Source organism: Micromonospora sp. NPDC005174 (assembly GCF_040608495.1).
Lineage (GTDB): Bacteria > Actinomycetota > Actinomycetes > Mycobacteriales > Micromonosporaceae > Micromonospora.
The window spans coordinates 296219-311616 of record NZ_JBEXIJ010000003.1 but is presented as its reverse complement, the minus strand read 5'-3'; the positions used below and the strand labels follow the sequence as shown (position 1 = coordinate 311616).

26 protein-coding genes and 1 pseudogene are annotated in these 15398 nt (G+C 69.7%); 7 read left to right on the top strand and 20 right to left on the bottom strand.

Annotated features, from left to right (window positions below; all coding sequences use genetic code 11):
* Positions 1-4: 4 nt before the first annotated feature.
* From ABZU91_RS06000 to ABZU91_RS05990, 3 genes are all read left to right on the top strand, one after another.
* The gene (locus ABZU91_RS06000) at positions 5-661 is read left to right on the top strand and encodes a DUF3710 domain-containing protein (protein WP_355234567.1); all 657 of its coding nucleotides are present in this window, start codon (positions 5-7) and stop codon (positions 659-661) included.
* 126 nt (positions 662-787) lie between these two features.
* Entirely contained in the window at positions 788-1168 is a 381-nt protein-coding gene (locus ABZU91_RS05995; protein ID WP_355234564.1) for an OB-fold nucleic acid binding domain-containing protein, read from the top strand.
* 25 nt (positions 1169-1193) lie between these two features.
* On the top strand, positions 1194-1877 hold the full coding sequence (locus ABZU91_RS05990) for a DUF3159 domain-containing protein (RefSeq protein WP_355234561.1): 684 nt from the start codon (positions 1194-1196) through the stop codon (positions 1875-1877).
* A 27-nt stretch (positions 1878-1904) separates the two neighbouring features.
* Here ABZU91_RS05990 and ABZU91_RS05985 read toward each other — a convergent pair whose 3' ends face one another.
* Positions 1905-2594 carry a TrkA family potassium uptake protein gene (locus ABZU91_RS05985; RefSeq protein ID WP_355234558.1) on the bottom strand — a complete coding sequence of 230 codons (690 nt, stop codon included), beginning with the start codon at positions 2592-2594 and terminating at the stop codon, positions 1905-1907.
* A gap of 3 nt (positions 2595-2597) precedes the next feature.
* On the bottom strand, positions 2598-3263 hold the full coding sequence (locus tag ABZU91_RS05980) for a TrkA family potassium uptake protein (RefSeq protein ID WP_355234555.1): 666 nt from the start codon (positions 3261-3263) through the stop codon (positions 2598-2600).
* Between the two features lie 161 nt (positions 3264-3424).
* On the opposite strand from ABZU91_RS05980, the gene ABZU91_RS05975 reads away from it, so the two are divergent.
* Positions 3425-5494, top strand: coding sequence for an APC family permease (locus ABZU91_RS05975; RefSeq protein ID WP_355234552.1), 2070 nt, complete (start codon positions 3425-3427; stop codon positions 5492-5494).
* A gap of 52 nt (positions 5495-5546) precedes the next feature.
* Positions 5547-6806, top strand: a complete 1260-nt coding sequence (locus ABZU91_RS05970; protein ID WP_355234812.1) for a class I SAM-dependent RNA methyltransferase — start codon at positions 5547-5549, stop codon at positions 6804-6806.
* Positions 6807-6876: 70 nt separating this feature from the next.
* On the opposite strand, the gene ABZU91_RS05965 is transcribed toward ABZU91_RS05970, so the two are convergent.
* From ABZU91_RS05965 to ABZU91_RS05905, 13 genes and pseudogenes are all read right to left on the bottom strand, one after another.
* Positions 6877-7383 carry a hypothetical protein gene (locus ABZU91_RS05965; RefSeq protein WP_355234549.1) on the bottom strand — a complete coding sequence of 169 codons (507 nt, stop codon included), beginning with the start codon at positions 7381-7383 and terminating at the stop codon, positions 6877-6879.
* Positions 7384-7911: 528 nt separating this feature from the next.
* Positions 7912-8124, bottom strand: coding sequence for a hypothetical protein (locus tag ABZU91_RS05960; RefSeq protein WP_355234829.1), 213 nt, complete (start codon positions 8122-8124; stop codon positions 7912-7914).
* Between the two features lie 21 nt (positions 8125-8145).
* Positions 8146-8394 (bottom strand): annotated as a pseudogene (locus ABZU91_RS05955) (winged helix-turn-helix domain-containing protein); the annotation flags it as partial.
* Positions 8395-8481: 87 nt separating this feature from the next.
* Complete coding sequence (locus tag ABZU91_RS05950) at positions 8482-8721, bottom strand: hypothetical protein (protein ID WP_355234546.1); 240 nt, start codon at positions 8719-8721, stop codon at positions 8482-8484.
* Positions 8722-8779: 58 nt separating this feature from the next.
* Positions 8780-8992: a hypothetical protein gene (locus ABZU91_RS05945; protein WP_355234543.1), complete on the bottom strand. Its 213-nt coding sequence runs from the start codon at positions 8990-8992 to the stop codon at positions 8780-8782.
* On the bottom strand, positions 8989-9480 hold the full coding sequence (locus tag ABZU91_RS05940; RefSeq protein WP_355234540.1) for a hypothetical protein: 492 nt from the start codon (positions 9478-9480) through the stop codon (positions 8989-8991). The genes ABZU91_RS05945 and ABZU91_RS05940 overlap by 4 nt, the downstream gene beginning before the upstream one ends.
* Positions 9477-9854: a hypothetical protein gene (locus tag ABZU91_RS05935; RefSeq protein ID WP_355234538.1), complete on the bottom strand. Its 378-nt coding sequence runs from the start codon at positions 9852-9854 to the stop codon at positions 9477-9479. Before ABZU91_RS05935 ends, ABZU91_RS05940 begins: the two co-directional genes overlap by 4 nt.
* Positions 9851-10210 carry a hypothetical protein gene (locus ABZU91_RS05930; protein WP_355234535.1) on the bottom strand — a complete coding sequence of 120 codons (360 nt, stop codon included), beginning with the start codon at positions 10208-10210 and terminating at the stop codon, positions 9851-9853. Before ABZU91_RS05930 ends, ABZU91_RS05935 begins: the two co-directional genes overlap by 4 nt.
* 168 nt (positions 10211-10378) lie before the next feature.
* The gene (locus ABZU91_RS05925) at positions 10379-10561 is read right to left on the bottom strand and encodes a hypothetical protein (RefSeq protein ID WP_355234533.1); all 183 of its coding nucleotides are present in this window, start codon (positions 10559-10561) and stop codon (positions 10379-10381) included.
* Between the two features lie 27 nt (positions 10562-10588).
* Positions 10589-10858 (bottom strand): hypothetical protein, encoded by a 270-nt coding sequence (locus tag ABZU91_RS05920; RefSeq protein ID WP_355234530.1) that lies wholly within the window; start codon positions 10856-10858, stop codon positions 10589-10591.
* Entirely contained in the window at positions 10855-11340 is a 486-nt protein-coding gene (locus tag ABZU91_RS05915) for a hypothetical protein (protein WP_355234527.1), read from the bottom strand. The genes ABZU91_RS05920 and ABZU91_RS05915 overlap by 4 nt, the downstream gene beginning before the upstream one ends.
* A gap of 2 nt (positions 11341-11342) precedes the next feature.
* Positions 11343-11792 (bottom strand): hypothetical protein, encoded by a 450-nt coding sequence (locus ABZU91_RS05910; protein ID WP_355234524.1) that lies wholly within the window; start codon positions 11790-11792, stop codon positions 11343-11345.
* 2 nt (positions 11793-11794) lie between these two features.
* Positions 11795-12049 (bottom strand): hypothetical protein, encoded by a 255-nt coding sequence (locus ABZU91_RS05905; protein ID WP_355234521.1) that lies wholly within the window; start codon positions 12047-12049, stop codon positions 11795-11797.
* 75 nt (positions 12050-12124) lie between these two features.
* Between ABZU91_RS05905 and ABZU91_RS05900 the strand changes: the two genes are divergently transcribed.
* On the top strand, positions 12125-12328 hold the full coding sequence (locus ABZU91_RS05900; protein ID WP_355234518.1) for a hypothetical protein: 204 nt from the start codon (positions 12125-12127) through the stop codon (positions 12326-12328).
* Between the two features lie 59 nt (positions 12329-12387).
* Positions 12388-12927, top strand: a complete 540-nt coding sequence (locus ABZU91_RS05895) for an excalibur calcium-binding domain-containing protein (RefSeq protein ID WP_355234515.1) — start codon at positions 12388-12390, stop codon at positions 12925-12927.
* A 340-nt stretch (positions 12928-13267) separates the two neighbouring features.
* Here the strand turns inward: ABZU91_RS05895 and ABZU91_RS05890 are convergent, their stop codons facing one another.
* The 5 genes from ABZU91_RS05890 to ABZU91_RS05870 all read right to left on the bottom strand — a co-directional run bounded on the left by ABZU91_RS05890 (position 13268) and on the right by ABZU91_RS05870 (position 15282).
* The gene (locus tag ABZU91_RS05890) at positions 13268-13813 is read right to left on the bottom strand and encodes a hypothetical protein (RefSeq protein WP_355234512.1); all 546 of its coding nucleotides are present in this window, start codon (positions 13811-13813) and stop codon (positions 13268-13270) included.
* Complete coding sequence (locus ABZU91_RS05885; protein ID WP_355234510.1) at positions 13813-14172, bottom strand: hypothetical protein; 360 nt, start codon at positions 14170-14172, stop codon at positions 13813-13815. The genes ABZU91_RS05890 and ABZU91_RS05885 overlap by 1 nt, the downstream gene beginning before the upstream one ends.
* A gap of 111 nt (positions 14173-14283) precedes the next feature.
* Positions 14284-14484: a hypothetical protein gene (locus tag ABZU91_RS05880; protein ID WP_355234507.1), complete on the bottom strand. Its 201-nt coding sequence runs from the start codon at positions 14482-14484 to the stop codon at positions 14284-14286.
* A gap of 72 nt (positions 14485-14556) precedes the next feature.
* On the bottom strand, positions 14557-14973 hold the full coding sequence (locus ABZU91_RS05875) for a hypothetical protein (RefSeq protein ID WP_355234504.1): 417 nt from the start codon (positions 14971-14973) through the stop codon (positions 14557-14559).
* A gap of 78 nt (positions 14974-15051) precedes the next feature.
* Positions 15052-15282, bottom strand: a complete 231-nt coding sequence (locus tag ABZU91_RS05870) for a hypothetical protein (protein WP_355234501.1) — start codon at positions 15280-15282, stop codon at positions 15052-15054.
* Positions 15283-15398 lie beyond the last annotated feature (116 nt).

Genomic DNA, 15398 nt, shown 5'->3' with positions numbered 1-15398 from the left:
CGCAGTGATCTTCTCCCGAAAGCGGGCCGATGCCGGACGGCACACCCGCGACGAGCGGGCCACCGATGTCCTCGGCGAGGGCGCGGCGGCGCCGGCGCTGGTGCGTGGGCCGTACGACATCTCCGAGGTCGACGACGAGGTGCAGCGCCTCGACCTGGGCAGCCTGCACATCCCGGCGGTCGCCGAGGTGGAGGTGCGGGTGCAGGCCGACCCGCAGGGCGTGGTCCAGCAGGTCGTGCTGGTGCACGGGGACAACGCGTTGCAGCTCGGCGTCTTCGCGGCCCCCCGCTCCGAGGGCATCTGGGACGAGGTGCGCGAGGAGATCCGGCAGTCGCTGGTGAACGACGGCGCCTCCGCCCAGGAGGTCGACGGCGAGTACGGCCCGGAGCTGCACGCCCAGGTGCGGACCCCGGACGGCCCGACCAACCTGCGGTTCGTCGGCGTCGACGGGCCGCGCTGGATGGTCCGTGGCGTCTTCCAGGGCCCGGTGGCCATCGATCCGGCCAGCTCGGTCCCGCTCACCGAGTGCCTGGAAGGCCTGGTGGTCGACCGTGGCCAGGAGGCGAAGCCGGTCCGTGAGCCGCTGCCGCTGCGCCTGCCCCGGGAGATCGCCGACCAGGCCGGGGACGCGTCCGCCGACTCCGAGACCCGCCAGGTCTGACCGACCGCGCACCGGAGCGCCGGAACCGGCCCTGTCGGCGTACGCTGGCGGGACGGTTCCGGCGTCGCCGGAGCTGGGCCGGTCCCGGCGCGAGCCGGCGAGCGTGGAGAGGGTGACGCGGAGGTCATGACGACCGACGAGAGCAAGGTGTCGCTGCGGCGCATCCTGCAACGGTTCACCGCCAGCGAGGCCGAGATCGACGCGCAGGAGCTGCGCCAGGAGAGCGCCGAGTGCGGCGGAGTCCTGGCCCAGCAGTGCTCCCGGGGCCAGCTGGTCTCGGTCGCCGGTCGGCTGCGCACCGTCGTCTACACGCCCCGCACCAACCTGCCCACGCTGGAGGCCGACCTCTACGACGGCAGCGATGTCGTCACCCTGGTCTGGCTGGGTCGGCGGCACATCTCCGGTATCGAGCCGGGGCGGCACCTGACCGCGCGTGGCCGGGTGGCGGTGCGCGACGACCGCAAGGTCATCTACAACCCGTACTACGAGCTGGACTCGCCGAAGTGACGGCGCCGCAGACGGAAGGCCGGCCATGACGACGGGACAGCACCGGGCGGCACAGCCGGAGACGGGCCCGGAGGACGACGAGGCGCTGCCGACGATCGCCGAGCAGATGGCCGACCAGCTCGGCGGTTGGCGCGGGTTGGTCGAGTCCAGCATCCCGGTGGTCGTCTTCGTACTCGCCAACATCATCGGTGACCTGCGGCCCGCCGTGATCGCCTCGGTGGCCGTCGCGCTGGTGATCGCCGGGTTGCGGCTGGCCCAGCGCCGGCCGGTCCGGCACGCGGTCAACGGGCTGTTCGGCGTCGGCATCGGCGCCGCCATCGCGTGGCGCACCGGTGACGAGCGGGACTTCTACCTGCCCGGCATCCTCTACGGCATCGGCTACGGCATCGCGCTGCTGATCTCGGCGGTCGTCCGGCAGCCCCTCGTCGGGTGGATCTGGTCGGTGCTGGTCGCCAAGGGTCGCTCCGAGTGGCGGGCCGACCCGAAGCTGGTACGCGTCTTCACCCGGCTGACCGTGCTCTGGGGCGTGGTGTGGCTCGCCAAGGTGGGCGTACAGGCCGGGCTCTACCTGGCCCACCAGGACACGGCGCTGGGCGTGGCCCGGCTGGCCCTGGGCTATCCGCCATACGCGCTGCTGCTGCTCATCACCGTCTGGACGGTGCGCCGGGTCACCCGGGAGCCGCAACCCACCCCGCTGCCCGGCGCCTGAGAGTCCGCGCCGGGCGTACCGGCCCTCTCAGCGCGAGCCGCGGGTCCGCTCGACGCTGTCCGGGCCGAGGATGACAGCCCGGACCTGGTCCTCCACCTCGGCGGTGCACACGAAGATCAACTCGTCGCCGGCCTCGATCGGGTCGTCCGGGCTGGGCACCAGGACACGCTTGCCGCGCAGGATCGCCACCAGGGCGGAGTCGCGGGGCAGCGGCACGGCGTGCAGTGGCTGACCGACGTACGGGGCAGTCGGCGGGAGGGTGATCTCGACGAGGTTGGCCTCGCCCTGCCGGAAGGTCATCAGCCGGACCAGGTCGCCGACGGTGACCGCCTCCTCGACCAGGGCGGCCATCACCCGGGGCTTGCTCACCGCGACGTCGACGCCCCACTGCTCGGTGAAGAGCCACTCGTTCTCCGCCCGGTTGACCCGGGCGACCACGCGGGGCACCGCGAACTCGGTCTTGGCCAGCAGCGACAGCACCAGGTTGGTCTTGTCGTCGCCGGTGGCCGCGACCACCACGTCGCAGCCGGCGACGTTGGCCTCCTCCAGGCTGGCGACCTCGCACGCGTCGGCCAGCACCCACTCGGCGGCGGGCACCCGGTCCGGTCGGAGCATCTTCGGTTGACGCTCGATCAGCATCACCTGGTGGCCGTTCTCGATCAGCTCCTGGGCGATCGAGCGACCCACGTTGCCGGCGCCCGCGATGGCGATCCGCATGGCTCAGTGCCCTCCTTCCGGCGGCGTCGCCGCCACCGCCGTGACCGTCGCCACGATGTCGTCGCTGACCAGCATGAACACCTGGTCACCCTCCTGCACGAGGGTGGACGCGGTGGGCAGCGTGCCGATGCCGAAGCGGATCAGATAGGCCACCCGCGCACCCGACGCCTCCTCCAGCACACGCACCGGACGGCCGATCCACTCCTTGTGCACGGGGACCTCGACGATCGACACGGTGCTGGTCGGGTCGCGGAAGATCTCCACGTTGCCCTCGGGCACGAGGTGCCGCAGCATGCGGTCGGCCGTCCACCGCACCGTCGCCACGGTGGGGATGCCGAGACGCTCGTAGACCTGCGCCCGGCGCTGGTCGTAGATCCGGGCGGCCACCCGGGACACGCCGAAGGTCTCCCGGGCCAGTCGCGCCGAGATGATGTTGGAGTTGTCGCCGCTGGAGACGGCCGCGAAGGCGTCCGCCCGCTCGATGCCGGCCTGGCGCAGCACCTCGCCGTCGAAGCCCGCCCCGGTCACCGTGATCCCGGCGAAGTCGGGGCCGAGCCGGCGGAAGGCGTCGGCGTCCTGGTCGATCACCGCCACCGAGTGCCCCCGGGACTCCAGGCTGTGGGCGAGGGTCGATCCGACCCGCCCACAACCCATGATCACGACGTGCACGCTGTCCCTCCCAAGGTGCGTACCATCCCGCTGCCGGTGGCTTCGAGTGCGAGCCTGCCACGTCCCGATCGCGAGCGGGGACCGACCGTACCCCGCCGCCGCGAGACGCCGTGATCGCCCACCCCCGCGTTCTCACCGTGGTGGTCGTACTCTTGGCGTTCGTGGCCAGTCCCACCTCGCTGCTGAAGCGCCTGCTCCTCGGTCGACCGTTCCGGTCCGACCGCCTGCAGCACACCCTCCTGCCGAAGCGCATCGCGCTGCCCGTTTTCGCCTCCGACGCGCTGTCCAGCGTCGCGTACGCGCCTGACGAGATCCTGCTGACCCTGTCCATCGCCGGGGCGTCGGCGTTCCTGTTCTCCCCGTGGATCGCCTTCGCGGTCGTCGTGGTGATGCTCACGGTGGTCGCCAGCTACCGGCAGAACGTGCACGCCTACCCCTCCGGCGGCGGCGACTACGAGGTGGCCACGGTCAACCTCGGCCCGAAGTTCGGCGTCGGGGTGGCCAGCGCCCTGCTGGTCGACTACGTGCTCACGGTGGCCGTGTCGGTCTCCTCCGGCGTGGCCAACCTCGGCTCGGTGGTCCCGTTCGTGGCCACCCACAAGGTCATGATCGCGGTCGTCGCAGTGGTCCTGCTGACGGCGGTCAACCTGCGCGGGCTGCGCGAGTCGGGCACCGCGTTCGCCATCCCCACCTACGGCTTCGTGATCGTCATGGGCGGAATGCTGCTCACCGGTCTGTTCCGCGTCTTCGTCCTGGGTGACGACCTCCGTGCGCCCAGCGCCGACCTGGTCATCCAGGCCGAGCACAGCGTGACCGGCTTCGCGCTGGTCTTCCTGCTGCTGCGCACGTTCAGCTCAGGCGCCGCCGCGCTCACCGGCGTGGAGGCGATCTCCAACGGTGTACCCGCGTTCAAGGCGCCGAAGAGCCGCAACGCCGCCACCACGCTGCTGCTGCTGGGCGCGATCGCGGTGAGCCTGCTCGTCGGGATCATCTGGCTGGCCCGGCTGACGCACCTGCAGTTCGTCGAGGACCCGGCCCTGCAGATCGTCTCCGGCCCCGACGGGTACGTGCAGAAGACGGTCACCACCCAGCTCGGCGAGACGGTCTTCGGCGCCGGCTCGTTCCTGCTCTACGTGGTGGCCGGGATGACCGCGCTCATCCTCTTCCTGGCGGCGAACACCGCGTTCAACGGCTTCCCGGTGCTGGGCTCGATCCTCGCCCAGGACCGCTACCTGCCCCGCCAGTTCCACACCCGGGGCGACCGGCTGGCCTTCTCCAACGGCATCACCTTCCTCGCCCTCTTCGCGATCGTGTTGATCGTCGGGTTCCAGGCCGAGGTGACCCGGCTCATCCAGCTCTACATCGTCGGGGTGTTCGTCTCGTTCACCGTCTCCCAGGCTGGCATGATCCGGCACTGGAACCGGCGGCTGCGCACCGAGCGCGATCCGGAGGCCCGCAAGCGGATGCACCGCTCCCGGGCCATCAACACGTTCGGCATGGCGCTGACCGGCACGGTGCTGGTGATCGTCCTGATCACCAAGTTCCTGCTCGGCGCGTGGATCGCCATCGCCGCGATGGCGGTGATCTACGTGCTGATGCTGGCCATCCGCCGGCACTACGACCAGGTCGCCGCCGAGCTGACCCCGCCGGCCGAGAGCCGGGCCGTGCTGCCCGCGCGCAACCACGCGATCGTGCTGGTCAGCAAGCTGCACCAGCCGACGCTGCGGGCCATCGCGTACGCCCGGGCAACCCGCCCGGACACGCTGACCGCGGTGACCGTCAACGTGGACGAGAAGGACACCCGCGACCTACAGGCCGACTGGGAGCGGCGGGAGATGGCGATCCCGCTCACGGTTGTCGACTCGCCGTACCGGGAGATCACCCGGCCGATCCTGGACTTCGTCGCCTCCACCCGCCGTACGTCGCCGCGCGACGTGGTCACCGTCTTCATCCCCGAGTACGTGGTGGGGCGCTGGTGGGAGAACCTGCTGCACAACCAGAGCGCGCTGCGCCTCAAGGGCCGGCTGCTCTTCGAGCCGGGGGTGATGGTGGTCAGCGTGCCGTGGCAGCTCGCCTCGACCGCGAGCAAGAACCTGGACCGGCTGGACGCCACGCTCTCCAACACACCGGCGCGCGGGCCCCGGGGCACCGTGCCGGCGGCGGCGGCCGCGCCAGCGCCCGGCGAGGCCGGCCCGGTGGACAGCGAGACGGGGGGGAACGGCCGTGACTGAGCGTGCGGCTGCTGCGGCTGCTGCGTCGACGGCCTCGGCATCGGCGTTGGCGTTGGCCGCCGAACGTGGCCTCGGCGAGGCGGAGCGGGTCGAGCTGACCGTCGACGCGGTGGCACCCGGCGGGCACTGCGTCGCCCGGGTGGACGGGCAGGTGGTGTTCGTCCGCCACGCGCTGCCCGGAGAACGGGTGATCGCCGAGGTCACCGAGGTGCACCGGGGGTTCGTCCGCGCCGACGCCGTGACCGTGCTGGACCCCTCGCCGGACCGGGTGGAGCCACCCTGTCCGTACGCGAAGCCGGGCGCCTGCGGTGGCTGCGACCTGCAACACGTCGCCCCGGACGCGCAGCTGGCCTGGAAGACCACCGTGGTGCGCGAGCAGCTGACCCGCCTCGGCGGCCTCACCGACGCCGAACTGGACCGGCTCGGCGTCCGGGTCGAGGCGCTGCCGGGTGGGCTGCTCGGCTGGCGTACGCGGGTCCGCTACGCGGTCGACGCCGCCGACCGCGCCGGCCTGCTCAAGCACCGTTCGCACGAGGTCGTGCCGATCGACAGGTGCCGGATCGCGCACCCGGCCATCCAGCAGCTTGCGGTGCTCAGCCCGACCGGCGCGCGCTGGCCGGCGGCCGAGGCGGTGGAGACCGTCGCCAGCAGCGGCGCGGACGTGAGCGTCGCCGAGGTCCGCGACGGGGTCGCCACCCCGGTGAGCGGGCCGACCGAGGTGCGCGAGGTGGCCGCCGGGCGGGACTGGGCGCTGCCCGCGTCCGCCTTCTGGCAGGTGCACCCGGCCGCGGCCGACACACTGAACACGGCCGTGCTGGAGCTGCTCGACCCCCGACCGGGCGAGGTCGCCTGGGACCTCTACGGCGGTGCCGGACTGTTCGCCGCCGGGCTGGCCACCCGCGTTGGCGCAACCGGTCGGGTGACGCTGGTGGAGTCCTCCACGCAGGGCGTCGCCGCCGCCCGGGAGAACCTGGCCGACCTGCCCCGCGTCGAGGTGGTGTCGGCCCGGGTGGAGATCGCGCTGGCCCGTCGACGGATCACCGGCCCGGTCGACGTGGTGGTGCTCGATCCACCGCGCTCCGGCGCCGGCGCCCCGGTGGTGCGCGCGCTGGCCGCCGCCGGCCCGCGGGCGGTCGCGTACGTGGCGTGTGACCCGGCGGCGTTCGCCCGGGACGTGCGCACCTTCGCCGAGCTGGGCTGGCGCCTGGCTGCGCTGCGCGGTTTCGACCTGTTCCCGATGACGCAGCACGTGGAGCTTGTGGCACTGCTGGTCAGGGGGTCGGATTCGGCTTCTACCAGCACAGACACCTAATTGATGTTGGCCCGACGATCGCTGAAGAGCGGGGACGGCGCAAGATCATGACGCACGTGCGACGCATGCGTCACCGCGCCCGGTTCCACCCCTGCTGACTGCCGTTCACCTTCTGGTTCAACCGGCGGCCCAGCTCAATCACCTCGGGATCTAGGCCGCGAACGTCCCCGTCATCCACAAGCTCTCCGGCGAACGCCAAGCGCGTCACCTCACGGATCGCCTTCACCTGCCGCCGGTGCTGGTCTTCGCGGATGCGGTCCACTTCGGCCCGGTGCTGGGCGGCGTCCCGCTCCCGCAGCCACGACAGGAGGGTAGCGACCGCGGCGAGCGCGCACGCCCCGCCGAGAGCTAGGAACGACCCGTAAGCGCGGCCGATGTCGGCGCCGGGGTCGTCGAGGCAGTCAACGAGAATGATCGTCCAGACGACGATGGCGGCAGATCCGGTGAGCATGGCCAGGTATCGGTAGACGGCTGGCGCGGTGGCCTTCTGTCGCCTGCGGACGATCTTTTCCAGTTCGTCTTTCTCGGCGTCGGCGCGGCGGATGGCCTGACTGTCCTCTTGGCTTGGTGTGCACATGAGCGGCGGTGCTCCGTCTTCGTCTTGGGGAGGGGTTCGGAGACGCCGGCGTGTGGTGGTGGTGGCGTCTCCCCGCCGCGATCGTCCCGACCGGTGGGGTGCGGCGGTTGGCTCGTGCACGGTGAGGTTGCACGTGCCTGGGGGTGGGCTGTGGGTCAGCCTGGTGGTGCGGTGTGCAGCAGGAGGCGTGGCCTTCGTCTGGACTGCGGTGGTGGTGGCATGGCGTCCCCCCATGGATGCCGGTGGTGATGTCTCGTTCACATTGGCGAATAGTTGCGGCGGTAACTATCCGGTGACCGGGTGTGCGGTTTGCGTCGAAGATCGCGTTAGCGGCATCCGTTCGGTTGACCCCCAAAAGGGGGACACGGGCCGTCTGGGCTGCGACGTTGAGTAGTTGATGTTGCCCGGTTGAGTAGTCGATCGTCCCCGAATCGACGCAGCAGGCAACGTCCACGTGTACGGACATGCTCATGGTGAAAAGGTTGCGCGAACGCATATCCCGCCGACGGGACTACTCGTTAGCGTGGCTCACGAACCCTGCGCAGGTCCCGGCAACATCCACCGATCCCCCGGCAGCAACTCCGGCAAGTCCACACCCGAACGCCACACGACGAACACCGGGACGCCGTCGCCCATGCCGTCCGGCAGCACGTCGTCCAACTGTTCCCGCTCCGGCGCCGTCGGCATGCGCGTCTCAACCCGCACCACACCGGTGAGGTCAATCGGCTGCTTGTCGTACACGGGCCGCACCCTCGAAGTGTGGCCCTGACGGGTGACAACCAAGCCCTCATTGCGGAGGGTGGCGACAGCGAGGCGCACCAGGGCGCGGGACACGCTGTGGGTTTCGCGGAGCCACCGTTCGGAGGGGACACGAGCGCCGGGCGCTAGCTCGCCGGACAGGATCTGGTCACGCAGAGCCCCGGCCAGCTTCTCTGAGCTGATCTCCGGGGGCTCTTGCCGTGCCACGGCGCGATTGTTGGCTAACCACCCAGCGGGGCAGCGGCCGGGCATGTCCGGACAAGTTGCCGCAGCTCATCGGTCAGAAGTCAGCGTGCCGGGCGATCTGGTCACCCGGCACGGATCGCACGACGAGGTCGGTCACTCCCGTGCCTCGGTCAGCAACTCGACCTCTTCGGGAGTGAGCGGGTCCATGCCCGCCAAGGCGAACAGGAGCGCGGTGCGGATGTCGTCGCAGCCCCCGCCCGCTTCGACCTTCGCAACGGGCTGACCGTCGCTCTCGTCGATGTCGAACCGGATGAGGACGTAGGGCTCCATGCCCAACAGGTGCTGGGTGATGGTGATCGTCTGGGTGTGCGCCTCGTTGCCGGCAGTGGTCATCTCGATCTCCTTCGTTGTGATCGTCTCGGTGTCTGTGGACGTCGTTAAATGGGAGGCATTAGGTGCCGGCTTCGGCGCGGCGGTGTCCCTCGGCCACGAGGCCGAACAGCCTCTGCGCGGACTCCCTTGATGGAGTGGTCGTGTTGCCACTGGCGGGGCAGCCCCTCGCGGTGCAGTGCCACGACAGGTACCAGCCGCGCTTGCGCTGCTCGTCGCGGACGATCTCCATGGCGTGGTCGCCCGGCTGCGGCACGGCGGCGGGGGCGGTCACGGCTGGGTCGTCTCATGGCCGCAGTTGTGTTCGCAGGTGCGGTCGGTGCACTCACCGCAGTTGCCGGCCCAGCACGAGCCGGACAGGTAGCGGCGGGCATCGTCGCGGTCGGAGTCGACCGGGCAGTCGTGCCAGCAGGCACCGCCCTCGCATTCGTTGCAGCGCCACTGCTTGCACGGATCGCACGTCAAACCGTCATCTGGCTCGTCGACCGCAACTGACGGCACGTAGAGGGTGCCGTCCCAGTGGCAGATAGGGCACCATCCGGCCGGTTGTGTCGGATGGCCCGGAATCGTGCACGGCTCCCGGCCGACCATCAGCGCGGCAACGATGTGCGGCGGGTAGATGGTTGATGGCGCGTCGCACGGTGACGCCAACCCGAGCACGTCGTGCCGTGGGACGGAGCCGTCCGGCTGGATGACGTCAGGTCGACCGCACGAATGACAAGAGTTCGGACCTTGGCCCTGATCGTCGGAGATGGTGGTCACGCTGTCACCGCCGCGTGGGCGGCGTAGCAGGCGATCGTGTGCAGCCGGTGGGCGACACTGTCCACCTGCGCCCGCAGCGGGTCGCCGTGCCGGTACGGGCGGACGGCAGCCTGCCATGAGCCCTGCGCGTCCCGGGCGGCGTCAATGCCGGCCTGCGCTTCATGCCAGGTGATCACACCGGCCCGCCGGCATGCGGACAGGATCATCGGCTGCACGACTGTCACCGCAGCGGTGAGGCCAGCCACGTCAGTGATGGGAGGCAGGGCGCGAACGGCGTCGGCTTCGGCGCTCATGCCCGCCTTGTGTAGCCAGTCGGCGGTGATGTCGGCGAGTTGCAACAGGTGATGGGTGGTGTCCGGCTTCAGGGTGCTCACGGGGTGTCCTCGCTGTAGTCGATGCCCGGGTCTGATGGGGTCCGTGCCCACTTCGGATTGACGCGGGCCGGCTCCACAAGTTGGGCGTACACGGCGTCGTAGATCGGCTTCCCGGCGATCGGGTTGAAGCCCAAGGCCAGCACGATCGTGACATCGCCGAACGAGACGGTGTGGGCGCGGCGGACCTTCGCGGCGATGGCCGCGAACATGGCCCGGTCGTGGGCATTGCTCAGAGGGAGATGCCGGAGGGCGCGGGCGAGTGCGGTGTTGAGTAGCTTGCCGCCTTGCCAGATGACCCAGCCGCCGACGGCGAGAGCGGGGATCGTGGCAAGGCCGAACCAGTAGGCGGCGGTCACCGGCGTCGCCTCGGCCGGGTGGCGTACACGTGCATGGACAGGGCCGCACCGAACAGCACAGCGAACATGATCAGGGCGATGGCGTAGTCAGGCATCGGGACCTCCTTCCGTTGGTCTGAAGGGCTACCGCTCGCGTCGGAACCGCGTCCCGACACGGCGGTACGCCCCTCAGTTCAGGTCGGCGCGAACCTTCTCGAACTCGGCGGTGGGCATCCAGTCCTCGCCCTGACCGCCCGGGTCCATGAACTTGAACACCTCGCCCACCTCGTCGTCGTGGCCGAGTTCCAGGACGGTGACGGTGAACGGGACGCCGGGCATCTGCACCCGATCGTTGATCTCAAACTTGGGCATTGGGCTGCTCCTGTACGTGTTGGCAGGTCAGGGAAGTGGTGTGGCGCTGATCGTCTTGCCGGTCTTGCGCCACCTGTCGAGCAGCCCGATGGCCTGGTCAAGGGCGTCGCGCATGGCCTGCGCGTCCGGGTCGTCGACCTTCGGTTTGGCGAAGTCGATGTCGTCCTTGTCGCGGGGCTCGTCGCACAGTTGGTATTCGGTGGGCTGGTCGAGGCGGGCGCGGGCGGTCTCCGCGCGGGACAGGACGGTGCGGACCTCCGTCAACGCTTTCGACGCGTCGCGGCCACGACTGGTCATGCGGCGTTCCCGTTCGGCGAGGGCGTCTCGACCTCGGGTTGGTCCTTCGGCAGTACCGCCCCGTCCGCATTACGCGCTTCGAGAATCTTCCCGATCTTGATCAGGTCGTCCATTCCCGGACGAACCTTGACCTTGACCGTCAACCGGTTGACCTTGACGACCTCATGCCAGCCGATATCGGTACGGATGTACCGCACCCCGGCCAACGTCGACGCGTCGTGCTGAACTGCCGACTCGCGCGTCCGAGCGCCCTGGATGCGCAGGGCTTGCAACTCCCGCTCGATCCGCCGCACGTCAGCGCCGAGATTCGCCGCCCGCCTGATCTGCGCGTCGAGCCGAACCCCGAAACTCTTCCGCCGTGAAGACCCGCCCACCGGGCGGTCGCATTCGGCGGCGAACGCTTCCCGCGCCCGCGCTAGCTCAGCTTCCTTCGCGGCGATCTGCGCTGTCTGGTCGCTCCCGGCCAGTAGGGACTCCGTCATGGTCAGTCCCAGCTCTCGCCGTACACCTCGGCGGCAGCTTTGTGCCCGGCGACCTCGGCAGCGTGCACGTCCGGCGCGTCCACGACCCGCTCCCAGCGGTGCGTCAGCATCGACTCGTACCGGCCGTGCACCGTGTGCTCCCCGGCGACAACCGCACGCACGTCGTGGGTGGCGCAGACACCGTTGGTGGCGGTGCCGATGACCGTCCATCGGTCGGCGGCGATCGGCGAATCCATGGGGCCGCAGTTGGGGGCGATGTTGCCGGCGATGCGGAACGCCTCGCGGACCAAGTCGAACGCGGTGTCAGGCGTCTCGGCGTTGACGGTGGCGGTGTGGATGCCGAATCCGGCGACGTCGGCCCGGCCTTCGATGGCGGCAAACGGGTGGCCGGTGCAGGCGTCGTCGAGACCGCCGAGGCGTTCGACGGTGGAGATCACGGTCCAGGTGGGCATGGTCAGCGCTCTCCGTTCGAGACCAGCGCCTCTTTGAGCATGGTGAACGCACCCCGGGACTGCGGCATGGTCGCCATGTACGCCGCCCGATCCTCGTGCGACTTCAACGCCGCCTCGTACGAGCGGGGGTCAACGTCGGGGTTGCGGTTGATGGTGGCCGGGTCACGCCGGGCTGCGGCGGTGATGTGGCTGAGCCGGGGGTCGCCGTCGATCGCGGCGATGATCTCGGCGTCGGACATGTCGCGTGCCTGCTTCATGGATGTCTCCCGCTCGCGTCAGCTTCGTTTGTGTACACCAGTGTACACTGAGGGCCAACAGATAACATCCGTGCCATGGCAAAGAGGGCTAAGTTGACCGCCACCGAAAAGAGCGTCCGAGACACGCGAGAGCACCTAGCCGACGTGCTCTACGACGCCGCCGGGGGGAAGGTCACTTACGTCACCAGCAGGGGTCGGCGCATCGCCGCCGTCGTTCCCCTGACTGTTGCTGACGAGGCGGTTAATGAGCCCAGCGACGACGCTCAGTCGCCCACCTGACACCGCGACATCCGGTCGGCGGGTGCCCAAACACGCGCACCCCTCACCACCATGTGTCGGTGAGCAAACTCAACCAGAAGCAGAAGGTAGGCCTCGGGGCTGCCGCGATCGTCGCCCTGTGCTGCTGCGGCTCCGGCATCGGCAACGCCCTCGGCGGCAACGACCCAGGCGACCCGAAACCCTCGCCGACAGTGCAAGTCGACCAGGTCGTCGGCGACCCCACGGCGGCGGATGAGCAGAAGGACGAGCAGCCCGAGACGGTGGCGAAGCCGACGACAGCGGCACCGCGCAAACCCGCACCCAAGCCGTCACCGCCGAAAGAGCCGTACTACAAGAACTGCGACGCGGTACGCGATGCTGGCGCCGACCCCCTGTACCCGAGTGACCCGGGCTTCCGGCCCGAGCTGGACCGCGACGGGGATGGGGAGGCGTGCGAAACGGACGGCGGCAACGGCGACACCGGACCCGAACCCGAGGGTGACGTCTACTACGCGAACTGCACAGCGGTGAGGGCGGCCGGCGCGGCACCCATCCGCAAAGGCGACCCGGGCTATTCGCGCAAGCTGGACCGTGACGGCGACGGGGTGGGCTGCGAATAGCTCCACCGGATGTCGCCAAGCCACCGAGGCGAACGCTAGAATGTGCAGGTACACCCCCGGGCCGGCCTCTGCTGCACGCCGCCGGGGGTAAGCCTTTCTCCAGGGCGGCTAAGACACGACAGAGCCCCAGGCGGTCGAGTCGGTACGCCTGGGGCTCTACGGGATCAAACGACGGGCATTGCTCCCGAGGTGCGGAGTGCCGGCCGCAGATACGACGAAACCCCGACCTGATCGAGGTCGGGGTTTCGCTTCGCTCACATGCTGGTGGTTGGCTGCCCGCTACCCGGACACGTCGCCCGGCTGCGTTCCGGCTGATGCATCGGGCACGGCTTGCCCGGCATCACACCGACGCGGGCACCGCAATGGCTGCACTTGCTCTGTGGCGCCACTCTCGAACCTCCTGAGGGATCACGTACCCCGGGCACGGGTCTTCCTTCGGCTCAGCCGCACCACCACGAGGCCCGGACGCCGCGGTGGCCCTCAGATAGGCGACAGTGCCGTCGGCGCCGGTGATGCGGATCGCGGACGGGCTCACTCCGTGTTCGGGCCAGCCAACACCGCCGGCCGAGCACAGCTCCCAGCGGGTGAACTCGGCAGGCTGGGCGGCGTCGAGTAGCCGCAGGGTGAGCCGCAACGTGCGACCGGGCATGGAGGTGACCATCGCGTCGCTGGCGTCGGCCGGGCGGGCGTCGTGGGGCTGTTCGGCGGCCCACAGCATCGACCGGGAGCCGGACAGGTGGGTGGCGCTCACGCCGGCCGGGGACTGGCCGCCGGGCATGCTGTCGCGGCCGTAGCGGTAGACGTCGGTGTAGTCGGGGTGCTGGGCTGCGATGAGCAGGGCTTCGACCACGTCCAGAACGTGCGCGTTGGGCATCGGTTTCGCCATCACTCACCATCCCGTGCGCCGGGGCGGACATAACCGCCGTTGAACGTTTTCCTGAGCCCGGCGGTGATCACACCGGAGCGGGGGTGCCCGCTGGGGGTGCGGGTGTCAACCCCGCACGCCTCCGCGAACTCGTACACGTCCATGTTCGGGTCGTTGTATCCGAGCACCTGCGCGGCCACCCACATCACATTCATCCGGACCGTGTCCGTTTCCCGTGGTGCGAGTTGCGGCAGGTGCGGGTAGTTGCGGGCGTCGTCGGCCCGGTTGTGTCCTGCCCGGTCGGCCCGGTAGGGGGCGTCGGACCAGTCGTGTTGGCGGATTTCGTCGGCGAACTGCTGCGCCAACCTGCTCAACGGCATGCGGTGTTCTCCCTCCGATAGGGGTGTTGCGGTGCGCCGCCCCCGACGGGCGGGCATGGTGGCCAGCCTACCTTGCGGGCCTGACCTGGGCAGATTCGTGAGGGGGCGTGTTCAGCAGTGCTCCATCGGCAACTGGTCGTCGGTGTCTTGCGGCCAGACAAGGGTGACGTGAACCTCCGGCTCACCGTCGGCTCGCAGGCGCTTACGGCGGGCGGCGATCCGGGCGTTACGCAGCACGGTCGCCTTCTGCCGACCCCACACCCAACCGGACACGGTGTAGCTGAACTCGCGAGCTTCCGTCGTCGTCCCCATAGACAGATTGTGCCGTCACTCTGAGTCGCTTGTCTATTTCTTCACGGCGACAGCGGCAGGCTATTGAAGCGGTCAGGCGGTGATCCGCATGTGCCGCAGTTGCACGTCCGGTCGAATCAACGTCGTCTCCCCGACCTGGAACCAGCCGCCCCACAGGCCGCCGCCGTGGTGTTCACCCATGCAGGAGCAATCGCAGTCGGGGCCTTCCGCATTGCGGCAACGGGTGTCGCACTTCTGGGTCAGTGAGAACTCAACGGACACGTCCACCTGCCCGAACCGTTCCAGCAACGCGTCCACGAGAACGGTGAAGTGGTTGCGGGCGATCAACCACCGTCTGGACGGCTTGTCGTAGATGGGTTGGATGCGAACACCGAGGGTGTCGTGGAGCCAGGGCCGGTTGGAGCCGCCGTCGTAGGGCATCCACATGCGCATCCTGTCGGGTTGCAAGGGGCGGTAGACGTGAGGGCTGCGCGCGGTGGGGGTGGTCATGGTGGCCTCCATGCGTGAGGGGTGACGACTACCTAATGGGCCATCGGCGCCCACGGTGTTCAGGGTCTGCCGTGCCGGTCAGTCGTCAGCGGCGGGCACCTCAATGTCCCGCCACCGCTGGTGTTCGAGCACCAGGCCGAGAATCTGCACGGCCTTCCACACGCCGATGCCGGTGGCGGTGGCTGCTGCGGTAACGGGAATGGCCCAGTACACCCCGTGGAACGCGGGGTACAGGCCAGCGAGGATGACGACAACGCCACCACCCCACCCGATGCCGGTCTGAACTGGCTTGTCGGCGGCGCGGGCCATCAGGTGTCTCCTCACGTTGGGAAACGCTCCGGAGACACACCGTAGGTGGTGGGTGCTCGCGAACAGGTCAGCGACTTGGCCACGTCTCGCCGCCGCCGGGTTTGATCACGGCGTCG

Excerpts from the sequence above, each read along its gene's own strand:
- ABZU91_RS05995 (WP_355234564.1), top strand. The coding sequence starts at position 788 with ATGACGACCGACGAGAGCAAGGTGTCGCTGCGGCGCATCCTGCAACGG.
- ABZU91_RS05990 (WP_355234561.1), top strand. The coding sequence starts at position 1,194 with ATGACGACGGGACAGCACCGGGCGGCACAGCCGGAGACGGGCCCGGAG.
- ABZU91_RS05985 (WP_355234558.1), bottom strand. The coding sequence starts at position 2,594 with ATGCGGATCGCCATCGCGGGCGCCGGCAACGTGGGTCGCTCGATCGCC.
- ABZU91_RS05965 (WP_355234549.1), bottom strand. The coding sequence starts at position 7,383 with ATGTGCACACCAAGCCAAGAGGACAGTCAGGCCATCCGCCGCGCCGAC.
- ABZU91_RS05950 (WP_355234546.1), bottom strand. The coding sequence starts at position 8,721 with ATGACCACTGCCGGCAACGAGGCGCACACCCAGACGATCACCATCACC.
- ABZU91_RS05925 (WP_355234533.1), bottom strand. The coding sequence starts at position 10,561 with ATGCCCAAGTTTGAGATCAACGATCGGGTGCAGATGCCCGGCGTCCCG.
- ABZU91_RS05920 (WP_355234530.1), bottom strand. The coding sequence starts at position 10,858 with ATGACCAGTCGTGGCCGCGACGCGTCGAAAGCGTTGACGGAGGTCCGC.
- ABZU91_RS05915 (WP_355234527.1), bottom strand. The coding sequence starts at position 11,340 with ATGACGGAGTCCCTACTGGCCGGGAGCGACCAGACAGCGCAGATCGCC.
- ABZU91_RS05910 (WP_355234524.1), bottom strand. The coding sequence starts at position 11,792 with ATGCCCACCTGGACCGTGATCTCCACCGTCGAACGCCTCGGCGGTCTC.
- ABZU91_RS05905 (WP_355234521.1), bottom strand. The coding sequence starts at position 12,049 with ATGAAGCAGGCACGCGACATGTCCGACGCCGAGATCATCGCCGCGATC.
- ABZU91_RS05900 (WP_355234518.1), top strand. The coding sequence starts at position 12,125 with ATGGCAAAGAGGGCTAAGTTGACCGCCACCGAAAAGAGCGTCCGAGAC.
- ABZU91_RS05890 (WP_355234512.1), bottom strand. The coding sequence starts at position 13,813 with ATGGCGAAACCGATGCCCAACGCGCACGTTCTGGACGTGGTCGAAGCC.
- ABZU91_RS05885 (WP_355234510.1), bottom strand. The coding sequence starts at position 14,172 with ATGCCGTTGAGCAGGTTGGCGCAGCAGTTCGCCGACGAAATCCGCCAA.
- ABZU91_RS05880 (WP_355234507.1), bottom strand. The coding sequence starts at position 14,484 with ATGGGGACGACGACGGAAGCTCGCGAGTTCAGCTACACCGTGTCCGGT.
- ABZU91_RS05875 (WP_355234504.1), bottom strand. The coding sequence starts at position 14,973 with ATGACCACCCCCACCGCGCGCAGCCCTCACGTCTACCGCCCCTTGCAA.
- ABZU91_RS05870 (WP_355234501.1), bottom strand. The coding sequence starts at position 15,282 with ATGGCCCGCGCCGCCGACAAGCCAGTTCAGACCGGCATCGGGTGGGGT.